The 11,510-nt window shown below is 58.8% G+C and carries 10 protein-coding genes and 1 riboswitch; all 10 genes read right to left on the reverse strand.

The annotated features are described in order from the left end of the window. Positions 1–3: 3 nt before the first annotated feature. Complete coding sequence (gene gcvH, locus AZE99_RS10625; protein ID WP_067200782.1) at positions 4–375, reverse strand: glycine cleavage system protein GcvH; 372 nt, start codon at positions 373–375, stop codon at positions 4–6. Between the two features lie 23 nt (positions 376–398). Continuing rightward, positions 399–1,544, reverse strand: a complete 1,146-nt coding sequence (gcvT, locus tag AZE99_RS10630) for a glycine cleavage system aminomethyltransferase GcvT (RefSeq protein WP_067200783.1) — start codon at positions 1,542–1,544, stop codon at positions 399–401. A 192-nt stretch (positions 1,545–1,736) separates the two neighbouring features. Beyond that, positions 1,737–1,838: riboswitch (glycine riboswitch) on the reverse strand. 108 nt (positions 1,839–1,946) lie between these two features. Beyond that, positions 1,947–2,606, reverse strand: coding sequence for an NAD(P)H-binding protein (locus tag AZE99_RS10635; protein WP_082788334.1), 660 nt, complete (start codon positions 2,604–2,606; stop codon positions 1,947–1,949). 123 nt (positions 2,607–2,729) lie between these two features. After that, positions 2,730–3,890 (reverse strand): deoxyguanosinetriphosphate triphosphohydrolase, encoded by a 1,161-nt coding sequence (locus AZE99_RS10640; RefSeq protein WP_067200786.1) that lies wholly within the window; start codon positions 3,888–3,890, stop codon positions 2,730–2,732. Then, a complete protein-coding gene (locus AZE99_RS10645; protein WP_197460170.1) occupies positions 3,887–5,698 on the reverse strand; it encodes an SPOR domain-containing protein in 1,812 nt (603 codons plus the stop codon). Before AZE99_RS10645 ends, AZE99_RS10640 begins: the two co-directional genes overlap by 4 nt. 156 nt (positions 5,699–5,854) lie before the next feature. Beyond that, positions 5,855–7,381 carry a cell division protein FtsZ gene (gene ftsZ, locus AZE99_RS10650; RefSeq protein ID WP_067200791.1) on the reverse strand — a complete coding sequence of 509 codons (1,527 nt, stop codon included), beginning with the start codon at positions 7,379–7,381 and terminating at the stop codon, positions 5,855–5,857. Between the two features lie 106 nt (positions 7,382–7,487). Then, a complete protein-coding gene (gene ftsA / locus AZE99_RS10655) occupies positions 7,488–8,747 on the reverse strand; it encodes a cell division protein FtsA (RefSeq protein ID WP_067200794.1) in 1,260 nt (419 codons plus the stop codon). Between the two features lie 41 nt (positions 8,748–8,788). Further along, a complete protein-coding gene (locus AZE99_RS10660) occupies positions 8,789–9,670 on the reverse strand; it encodes a cell division protein FtsQ/DivIB (RefSeq protein ID WP_067200797.1) in 882 nt (293 codons plus the stop codon). Continuing rightward, the gene (locus AZE99_RS10665) at positions 9,667–10,590 is read right to left on the reverse strand and encodes a D-alanine--D-alanine ligase (protein ID WP_156472214.1); all 924 of its coding nucleotides are present in this window, start codon (positions 10,588–10,590) and stop codon (positions 9,667–9,669) included. The genes AZE99_RS10660 and AZE99_RS10665 overlap by 4 nt, the downstream gene beginning before the upstream one ends. Continuing rightward, positions 10,584–11,480: a UDP-N-acetylmuramate dehydrogenase gene (gene murB, locus AZE99_RS10670; RefSeq protein WP_197460171.1), complete on the reverse strand. Its 897-nt coding sequence runs from the start codon at positions 11,478–11,480 to the stop codon at positions 10,584–10,586. The genes AZE99_RS10665 and murB overlap by 7 nt, the downstream gene beginning before the upstream one ends. Positions 11,481–11,510 lie beyond the last annotated feature (30 nt).

The following is an 11,510-nucleotide window of genomic DNA, read 5'->3' on the forward strand; positions in this document are numbered from 1 at the left end:
ATCCTACAGATCGTCGACAAAGGCCTTGTAAGCTTTCTCGTCCATCAGATCGCTGAGCTCATCCTTGTCCGACAGCGTGATCCGGAAAAACCAGCCATCTTCTTCGGCCGATGAATTGACCAGCCCCGGCTCATCTTCCAGCGCTTCGTTCACTTCGATCACTTCGCCGGAAACCGCGGCATAGACGTCGGATGCAGCCTTGACCGATTCCACCACGGCGGCATCATCGCCCTGCTCCAGTTCCGTGCCGACTTCCGGCACTTCGATAAACACGATGTCGCCCAGCTGTTCCTGCGCATAGTCGGTGATACCGACGGTTGCCGTGTCGCCTTCGACCTCGACCCATTCATGTTCATCGGTAAAATATCGGCTCATTCTCGTTTCCTCTTCCTGTCAATCTATGGCTTGGGTTTGCGGTGATAGTTATGCGGTACAAAGGGCATGTCGGCGACGGTGCAAGCAATTTTCTTTCCGCGCTGCTCGACGGTGATGGCGGTTCCGGTTTCCGACAGGTCCATCGGGACATAAGCCATGGCAATGGGCCGCTGTAGCGTCGGCGAGAAACCGCCGCTCGTGACATTGCCGATGGTCGCACCGGCAGCGTCGATCACGGTCGCGCCTTCACGAATGGGTTGGCGGCCATCGACAAACAGGCCGACCCGCTTCTTCGCGGCCTTGTCCGGATATTGCGCAAGCACGCGCTCGGCTCCGGCAAAATTGCCTTCCTCGCGCCGCGCCCTGGAAAGGGCGAAATTCAGATTGGCTTCGACCGGCAATATGTCGGCATTCATGTCATGGCCGTACAGCGGCAGCCCCGCTTCAAGTCGGAGGCTGTCGCGGGCACCGAGGCCAATCGGACGCACTTCGTCCAGCTCCGTCAGAGCGGCGGCCAGGGTCACCGCATGTTCGGCCGGCACGCTGATTTCAAAGCCGTCTTCCCCGGTATAGCCCGAACGGCTGATGCCGAGCGGGATCCCGCGCCACAGAAACGGGCCCGCTTCCATGAAATGAAGATCGGTTGGCACAGGCCAGTTCGGCTCGCCCGGATCGATCCCGAGCTTGGCCAGCGCTTCTGCGGCCTTGGGGCCTTGCAACGCCAATAGCGCTGCGTCTTCCAGATGGTGAAGCGTCAGGCTGTCGGGCAGCTGTGCCTGCAGATAGGCGATATCGTCATGCTTGGTCGCGCCATTGACCACCAGATAGAGATGGTCGCCGGCGTTGGTGACCATCAGATCATCCAATATCCCGCCATCTTGCGCCAGCAGCAACGTGTAGCGGATTTTCCCCGGTGCCAGCGCCGACAGATTGCCCGGCGTGATCCGCTCCAGTGCATCGGCAGCGCCCTCGCCCACCAGCTGCAACTGGCCCATGTGCGACACGTCGAACAGGCCTGCTTCGGTCCGGGTCCAGATATGTTCGGCCATCACGCCTTCATATTGCACCGGCATTTCGTAACCCGCGAAGGGCACCATCCGTGCGCCGAGGCCGCGGTGCCAGTCGCCCAGTGGCAATTGTTTCAGATTTTCGGTATTTTCACTCATCATATTTCCGGATCAAGAAGACAGCCCGCAGCAAAGCCCTGCAAAACTGCCCCCTCTGTCACGGAACCTGAGAGTTTCATCTTCCTTCGCCAAGGCTTCGGCGGAAAGGTCCGCCGTCGCAAAAGCGACGAAGATTTACCCCTTCGGTGGAGCGCCGGTCATTGCGACCATCCACTCTCTTTCCAGAGTGCTTGTAAGACGGTTGCGGTCCGTTGGCCTGAGAGTTTCCGGGGCGGTTGCTCCTTCGGCGGCCTTTCGGTCTGGTGGGACAGAAAAACACTCTCCCGCAACGCCTCATGAACCTTGCCCATAGGCGCCGATCAAAAAGCAGACTTATGAGTGGATGACCCGGTGGGCGGTGTCAATGATTCTGTTGTGCGGTGCAGTATTTTTCGACGGGCTTGTTCAAACCATCGCCCAGACCGCGTCGTTCTCATGCACGAATGCTCCGGGTTCATCCTCACCCATCAGCGCCACAATCGCATCGGCGACATCGCTGGCGAGGATCGAACGGAAGCGGCGGAATTTGCCGTGCAATAACAGGTCCATGATCGGGCTGGCGGCGATTGCCAGGCTTTCACCGAGCCGATTTTCGCCCTTCCGTTCGCCGCGCAGCAGGCCGGGGCGGATGATATCGAGACGATCAAAATTCTGGGCACGGAGCAGGTCCTCGGCTTCACCCTTGGTCTTCAGGTAGAAACTCGATGCTGTGCTGTCCGCCATGGTTGACGATATGGCAATGAAATGTATCGCGCCCGAGGCTTTGGCTGCCGCCGCGACGGCTCCGACCAGATCGCGATCGACCGCTGCAAATTCTTCCTTCGATCCGGCCTTTTTCATCGTCGATCCGAGGCAGGATATGACGATGTCGGGTTTGATCTTCGCGATGGTCACGGGCCAGTTTTCCTGCAGCTGGACGTGGATTCGCGCCTTGCCGACATCCTCGCGATAGGGCCTGCGGAGCAGCAGATGAAGCTTCTTGTCCGCGCCCTGCTCGACCAGCTTGCGGGTCAGCAATCCGCCGATCAGGCCGGTGGCGCCGACGATCAGGATTTTTTCGGCCATGTTCAGGGTCTCCGCAGGCTGTCGATATGATAAGACCTCATAGCAGCGAACACTGCTATCCACACCACTTTATGGGCTGCTCACCTATTCGGGTTGCGCCAAGGCCTCGCGCGAGTGACAGGATCAGCTTCGGTCAGCCCGCTCGCCGAAGATTTCCCGGTGCCGGTTACGGGCATAGCGATCGGTCATCCCGGCAAGAAAGTCCGCGATATGGCGGGTGCGCGCCGGCTCTTCACCGGGCAAGGCCAAAGCCCAGCTTTCCGGCATCAGTTCGGGCTTTTCGCGATAGGCTTTCACCAGATCGCCGACCATCATCTTGCCTTCCTCTGCCGCTCCCATCTGCTTGGGGTGATGATAGAGATTTTTATACATGAAGCTTTTGAGCGCGCGCTCCTGTTCGGCCATTGCGCTCGAAAAGCCGCCGATCATCTGACCCGCCTGCCGCACATCCTGTGAGCTTTTCACGCCCAGTTGGTCGATACGGGCCTGCGTCGTTCTAAGCACGTCATTGGCCATCAGCCCGATCTGATCGCGGATCAGCTCCGGCAACAGCCGTTCTTGCGGCACGTCGGCAAAGCGATCGCAAATGGCCCGCCACCGTTCGGCGATGAATGGCAGCTCGAGCAGCTGATCCAGGCTCAGCAGCCCTGCCCGCATGCCGTCGTCAATATCGTGGTTGTCATAGGCAATATCATCGGCAATCGCTGCGATTTGCGCCTCCAGCGACGGCCAGCTGTTCAGCTCGAGGTCCATCGCGTCATTGGCTTCGGCCAGCGCCCAGGTCGGTTTGCTCACCGGGCCATTATGCTTGGCCAGCCCCTCCAGCATTTCCCATGTCAGATTGAGCCCGTCCCAGCGCGGATAGGGTGTTTCGAGCTTGGTCAGCGTCCGGATGGTTTGCGCATTATGATCGAAACCGCCAAAATCCGCCAAGGCTTCTTCCAGCGCATCTTCCCCGGCATGGCCGAAGGGAGGATGGCCAATATCATGGGCGAGGCAGAGCGCCTCCGTCAGGTCTTCGTTCAGGCCGAGCGCCCGCGCGATCGTCCGCCCGATCTGCGCGACCTCGAGGCTGTGAGTCAGGCGGACGCGATAATGGTCGCCATCGGGCGCGACAAAAACCTGGGTCTTGTGGCGCAATCGGCGGAAAGAAATAGAATGGATGATCCGGTCGCGGTCACGCTGAAAATCATCCCGCGGCCCGCGCGTAACATCCCGTTTTTCATCATGCAGCCGACCCCGGCTGTGCGCAGGATCGCTGGCATAGCTTTTCAACTGGGTCATTTGGTCAGCTCGTTGACCTCGACACCATCAGCGCTGGCCCAGGCAAAGCCGTCACCGCCATCCTTGCGATAATCCGCCTCAAATGCCTTGGCAGCCTTGAAATCATCAAATGGCCCGACCACCAGCCGCCGGGTCTTGCCCCATGGGGACGTCCATGCCTTCTGACTCTTGAACAGGTCCGGCTGTTTTTTGGTCATGCGACGATAATCGAATTTCAGCGCATCGATATTTGAACCCGTGGCAATCTGCACCCAATAGCGCTTGGGATGCTGCGGCTCTTTCGGCTTTACCGGCGCTTTTTTTTCAACCGGTTTGGCAATGATTTTCGGCTGAGGCTTGGCCGGTTCGATTTCGTCGAGATCGACCGGAACCACTGCGCTCTGCGTTTCCCGATCCGGGATGCTGATCCCCTTGATAATGTCGGCAAGCGGTTTTGCGGCTGGCTCCGCTGCTGCCATTTCGGCAGCCACAGAACCGGATTGAGCGAGATCAAAATTGATCAGATTGACCGGCCCGTCCGCCTGGGTCCCGCTTGCGGAAGGGGTATCCATAACCGGGTCGGCTGGCTGCGGAACAGGCTTTCGACCTGCGATTTCAACTTTCCGTTCCACTGTCTGCGATACCAGCACGGGCGGCTGGCTGACACCAAGACTGGTTGCAAAACCGGGGGCGGAGCTTTTGCTCTCCGGCTTGATTTCGGCGGTCTTGATCGGTTCCGGCAGGCTCCTGGCAGGCGCCGGTTCTGGCTCTGGAAGCGGTAGGGTTGCCGGGGGCGGTGTTGGTGTTGGCTTAGCCGAAGCAAAGGCTACCGAACGGGCAGAACTCGCACTGGACGGCGCTGGCAATTCTGTTTCGGGTAACAGAACAACACCATCTTTTTTCGCACGCCGGCTTGATTTCCGGTCGGGATTTTTGCGGTCCGCCGCACCGGGACGGCGGCGAGGCGACTTGTCTGGCATGGCCAGTACCCGAGGGCGCTTGGCATCTGAGCCCAAAGCCTCTCCGACGGGAATCAGGCCTGCATCTGCGCCATCTCCACCCCTTGTGGCCAGCGACGATGCCAATTGCACTGCTGCCACATCGACACCGATATTCTCGCTGGCAGGAAAATGCCCGAAATGGACGGCCGCTGCTTTCTGCGCCGCAGTCAGCTTTGGCATCCGGTCGAAAAAGGGTTTGATGGCTTTCGCCATTCTCCGCTCCATCGTCTGTTCGACGATATTGTCCGCGTCCTTTTTCCTGCCGTTCATGGCATAGATAAACGCCCGGTTGCGCCATGCATCGCGGTCGCTTTTCTGAAGCAAGGGGTTGAGTTGCGCCTCGGCCCGGTCAACGTCGCCGCTAATCCCGAGCGATATCGCATAGCGCTTGATCAGTTCATCATTGCTACCGAATCGCATCGCCAACTCATAATCTTTCTGGGCATCACGGTTTCGGCCAATCAAATCATAGGCTAGACCACGATCGGCCGCAATTTCGCGCGGCGCTATGCCATTGGCAACCGCTTGGTCAAAATAGCGGATCGCACCAAATGGATTTTCCTCTGCGAGCAGCGCTCTGCCCAGTCCGGCTTTCACCCGGCCGCTGGAGGAATATATCTGGTCCGCTTTTGCCAGAAAACCGATTGCCGCCCGCATGTCGCCCAGTTCGAGCGCCGCAAGTCCGGCGTCGGCCAAAGCCGATGAATCGTTGGAATTGATCGCAATCCGGCGCAGCGCATCCTGCAGGTCGTCGCTGTTGGACTGAGCACTGGCCAGGGCGATGGCGGGGCCTTGGGGCACAGCGGTGGCGGCAAGGACTGCGGACACCGCTAGCAAAATTTTGAATCTATGTTTCACAAGACCTATAAAGGAATGATTGCGCATGAAATCAATCGTTGCCGCAATCCAGCAAGGCCAATGGTGGCACGCGAAAGACAAACTCCTTCGCGCAGCCCCATCATCCTGTTCGGCCGGAACGTGATCTTACTGATTATTCTGCCGGTTCAAAAACCGCGGGATGTCGAGCGGATCGCGCGACTTGTCGTCCTCGCCATCATCGGCTTCATCGCCTTTTGAACCACCACGGGTCAGATTGGACATCCGTTCAAACAATGTTCCGCCACCGGTGGCTACACGCGGTGCCGGCGGTGCTTGACTGGCCGGACTGCTGGCAGGAGCCGCTTCCTGATTATCGTGCTGAATGGCATCGTCGCCAAGCACCAGTTCATCCTCTTCCGGTACGGAAGGTGCCGATGCGATGCCGGGCGTCAGCGAGGCAAAAGATGGCGTCGAGCCATAATCATCATCGTCACCATAAGTTGCGACGGGAGCAACTGGCGCTGCCGGTGCTACGGGCGCTGCGGGCTCCGCTTCAACGCTGGGTTCTGGCTCAAACGCGGCTTCCGGTTCCTCTACAGAAACTTCTTCGCTCTCGTCACTTGCAATGGATGAAGCAAAACTGGCTGGAGCCGGAGCTTCTTCCGATTGCCTTGCAGGGCTGCTCATGGCGAAGGATGGCACAGGCGCGGATGCCGACATGCTGCCGTCACTATCGATTCCGGTTGCGACTACGGAAACACGAATACGCCCGTCCAGATTCGGATTGAATGCACTACCCCAGATAATATTGGCGTCCGGATCGACCAGCTCGCGAATATGATTGGCTGCTTCGTCGACTTCCATCAGGCGCATATCGTCGCCGCCGGTGATCGAAACGATGACGCCCTTGGCACCCTGCATCGACACGCCGTCGAGCAAAGGATTGGCAATGGCTTTTTCGGCTGCTTCCAGCGCACGTCCGTCGCCTTCGGCTTCGCCGGTACCCATCATCGCCTTGCCCATTTCGTGCATCACGCTGCGCACATCGGCAAAATCGAGGTTGATCAGGCCAGGCATGACCATCAGGTCGGTAATGCCGCGTACGCCCTGTTGCAGGACTTCGTCTGCCAGCAGAAAGGCTTCCTTGAAAGTGGTGTTCGGATTGGCGACCAGAAACAGGTTCTGGTTCGGAATGACGATCAAAGTATCGACATTCTTCTGCAGTTCCTCAATGCCGGCTTCGGCCGCTTTCATCCGGCGCGTGCCTTCGAAAGTGAAAGGCTTGGTCACCACGCCAACGGTCAATATGCCGCGGTCGCGTGCCGCCTTGGCGATTACGGGAGCAGCACCGGTACCAGTACCGCCGCCCATGCCGGCTGCGATGAAACACATATGCGTGCCTTCCAGCGCCTGCTCGACCAGATCGATTGTTTCCTCGGCAGCCGCCCGGCCGACCTCTGGCCGTGATCCGGCACCCAGGCCCTGAGTAATATCGGGACCAAGCTGGATACGCCGTTCGGCAGTCGCGCTGTTGAGCGATTGTGCGTCGGTGTTGGTGACGATGAAATCCACGCCCTCAACCTGGGCAGCGATCATGTTGGCAATGGCGTTGCCCCCTGCTCCGCCGACTCCGATAACCGCGATTTTCGGTTTCAGTTCTTCGACTTCCGGTGGGCCAATATTGATACTCATCTCACTGTCTCCCGAGACATTTTATCGTGCTGTAATATTTGTTAAACGCTTTGCACAAATTTCCTGTCGGAATCACCCGAAAAGTTAATTTTTTTTCATCAAATAACTAAAAATTTCCGCGGATCGCCGACATCAGCCGTCCTATCACTGCTGATCCGCCATATTTGTGAACATTCTGATGGCCTCGGGACATGAAACGCAGATCTACGGGTTCCTGCGATGCATAGAGCGCCAGGCCCGCGAGGCCGGCAAAGGCCGGTCCGCTATGCGCTTCCGGAAGCGCGCTCAGCCCTGCCGGGCGACCGATGCGTACTGTTCGGCCCAAAGCCGACTGGGCATAATCGGCAATGCCTTTCAATTCGGCGCCGCCGCCAGTGAGAACCACCTGCCGGCCAACCGGTCCGGTAAAGCCCAGCTCCTTCAACGAGCGCCCGATTTCACCCATCAGATGGTCGAGCCGTTGCCGGATAACCGCGATCAGCTGCGCCCTGGTGATCCGTCCGTCTTCCTCGGTAGTTTCGGTAGTCTTGTCGAGATCGAGATTGATCACATCATGATTGTCGCGCGGGCTGGTCGTGGCGGAGCCATAGAAACATTTTATCCGCTCGGCCTGCGCGCGGCGCAAGCCGAAAGACGAGGCTATATCATCGGTAATATCCGCGGCTCCGTAAGGCAAAGTGGTCAAACCGACCAGCATGCCACCGGCAAACAAGGAAACATTGGTCACTTCCGCGCCCATTTCGACCAGCGCCACACCCAGTTCGCGTTCTTCCCTGGACAGACAGGCGGTCCCGGCAGCAATCGGGGATGCGACAATCGATTTCACATTCAGATGCGCCCCGCGCACGCTCATCTCGATATTGCGAACCGGTGAGGCCTCGGCAAGAATGACATGGATATCCACCCCGAGACGATCGGCATGCAGGCCCTTGGGTTTCTTCACTCCGTTCAAACCGTCAAGCGTATAGAGAGCCGGTTGTGCGTGCAGCACCATCTTGCCTTTGGGATCGATGCTGTTGCGGCCTGCATCGAGCAGCAGGTCAATATCATCCTGCTCAATCCGGTGGCCACCCAATTCGGTTTCGACCGAGGTCAGCATACTCTGCAAACCGCCCGCCGAAAAGCTGACCCAGACATCGTCGATATTGGTTCCGGCAATGCGCTCTGCCTGTTCCACAGCGTCCCGGACGTCCAGCTCGGTTGTCTCGGTATCGGCGATATAGCCCCGCTTGACGCCCTTGCTGGCGCGTTGTCCGGTGCCCAATACGGTCAGTTCGCCATTGTCCATCCGCCCGGCTATCATAGCCGAGATTTTCGACGAACCGATGTCCAGCGATGTGAAGATTTTTTCGACCCGTGCTGCCATGAGACTAGTCCTCCACCTTGATGAATATCGGCATCATGCAATCAGCTTTCCGGATCGGCCGGGGTTGTTTTCGGCGGCATCCGCAAATAGGCGCGCTCGGCGTCGCGCAGGTCGAAATGAACCACCCCGCGCCCGAGCAATCGGTTGATGCCGTCCATACGCGCGAAATTCAGCAAAGCTGCGGAGGCGGTTTCTTCGCCTTCCGGCAGAGCCAGCGTCTCGCCGCTATCAAATTCAAGATCCCAGCGGCGGTTGCCGATCCAGGTGGCTCCGGTCACCATCGGGCGCAGCGCAGGGGCAACGTCGAGCAGCGCATCCAGCTGGGTAAATTTCAGATTGGCTTTCTTGCCGACGATGACCGGCAGGGCTGGAATTTCTTCCTTGGTGATTTCTTCCAGCGGATAGCCGGTCTTGTCGATGAGGGAGAGCTGCCCCTGATTCTGCCAGACAGCGACCGGTTCGCGCTCGACAATGTCCACAACCAGCGTGTCAGGAAGTCGACGGGAGATTCGGGCGTCCTTGATCCAGCCGTTGGACAGCAGGTCCTCGCGCACCTCGTCAATGTCGACCAGCAACATCGACCGGTCTTTCTGCGCCAGGGTGATTTCATAGACTTTCAGCTCGTCGATGCGGTTGACACCAGTCACCTCGACCCGCTTCACTTCGAAACCGGCATTGCCGACCGCTTCTGCGACCTCGGTCTTGATCCGCTCGTTGATGCCGGAATAATGGGCAACGCTATAGGCGCCCAGGACGAACACCGCCACCAGCCCCCAGGTCAGACCCTTTTGCACCTGCTCTTCGGTGACCGGCATGGCGCGCAATATCTTGTCGAAAATCGAGACTTGTCTGACCTTGCGTTTGGCCTGCTTGCGCGGTTTGCCCCTGCCCTGCCGATTGGTGCGTCTCTGGGTAGCAGTCATAGCGCTTCTCTCACGATTATCTCGACCAGCTGTTCATAGCTAATGCCCATCTGCTTCGCCTGTTCGGGGACCAGGCTGAGCGGGGTCATGCCGGGCTGGGTATTGGTTTCCAGCACGAACAGGCCGGCTGCGCCCTGTTCATCATCCCAGCGGAAATCGGTCCGCGAAGTCCCCTTGCAGCCCAGAACCTGATGGGCGCGAAGCGCATAGTCGAGACATAATTTTTCTATATCTTCGGGAATTTCGGCGGGGCAGACATGCTGGGTCAGGCCTTCGGTATATTTGGCGGCATAGTCGTAGAAGCCCTGCGCGGTTTTCAATTCGGTCACGCAAAGCGCCTTGTCGCCCAGAACGGCCGTGGTCAGTTCGCGGCCCTTGATGAAAGGCTCGGCGAGCAATTCGTCAAATTCCTGCCAGGGACCAGTGACATCGCGGCCAATCGGATTGCCGTAATTGCTGTCATCGGTCACGATTGCGACGCCGACAGACGAGCCTTCGTTGACCGGTTTCAGGACATAGGGCCGGGGCAGCGGATCGACCTCATACAGGCTGGCACTGGAAACAATCTTGCCCTTGGGCATCGGGATGCCTGCAGGGACCAGCTGCTGCTTGGTCAATTCCTTATCGATTGCGATCACCGATGTGGCGAGTCCGCTATGGGTATAAGGGATCTGCATCAGATCGAGCATACCCTGAACGCTGCCATCTTCACCGGGGACGCCGTGCAGCGCGTTGAACACTACATCGGGCCGGATACCGGCCAGAACCTGCGCAACATTGCGATCCATGTCGACGCGAGTCACCTTATGGCCGTTTTTCTCGAGCGCATCGGCGACGCCATTGCCGCTCATAAGCGACACTTCGCGTTCAGCAGACCAGCCGCCCATCAGGACGGCGACATGAAGTTTGGCAGTCACGATTCATCACCTACTCGTTGAATTTCCCACTGCAATTCGACGCCCGAATGGGCCTTGACCCGTTTGCGCACTTCGTTACCCAGCGCTTCAATATCGGCGGATGTCGCGCCGCCAAGATTGATCAGGAAATTGCAGTGTTTTTCCGACACTTGCGCCTGGCCCATCTGCAGGCCGCGGCAGCCGGCTTCGTCGACCAGCTGCCAGGCTTTCTTGCCCTCGGGATTTTTGAAGGTGGAGCCGCCGGTTTTGGTGCGGAGTGGCTGCGAGGCCTCTCGCTCTTCGGCAATGCGCTTCATTTCAGCGCCGATAATTTCGGGATCGCCGCTTGTGCCCTGAAAGGTTGCGCTGACGACAATCGCGCCTTCGGGCAGCGCGGAGTGGCGATAGGTGTAACCCATTTCGGCCAGCGGGATTGTCACCAGATCGCCATTGCGCAGGATCACGTCGGCGCTTTCCAATATGTCGCAGACTTCGCGGCCATAGGCGCCGGCGTTCATTCGGACAGCGCCGCCGATGGTGCCGGGAATACCGCGCAGAAATTCCATTCCGGCAATGCCATTGTCGCGGGCGGTGCTGGCGGCCGATATGCCCGGCGCACCGGCGCCGCAGCGCAGCGTCAGCCCATCTGCTTCGATAGATGCAAAGGCCTTGCCCAATCTGACCACCACGCCCTGGATGCCCCCGTCGCGGATGATCAGGTTGGACCCCAGGCCAAGCGGCCAGACCGCTATCGCCGGATCGAGATCGCGGAGAAATTGCTGCAAATCGTCAATATCCTTTGGCTCGAACAGCCATTGCGCAGACCCGCCGCTCTTGAACCAGACGAGCGGTGCCAGTGGCGCGTTTTCTGTCAGCTTGCCGCGGGTTTCGGGCATGGTCGCAACAGCGTTCATCGAACGAGCCCGCGCTGAGAGAAACCGTTC

The organism is Sphingorhabdus sp. M41, assembly GCF_001586275.1.
GTDB lineage: Bacteria > Pseudomonadota > Alphaproteobacteria > Sphingomonadales > Sphingomonadaceae > Parasphingorhabdus.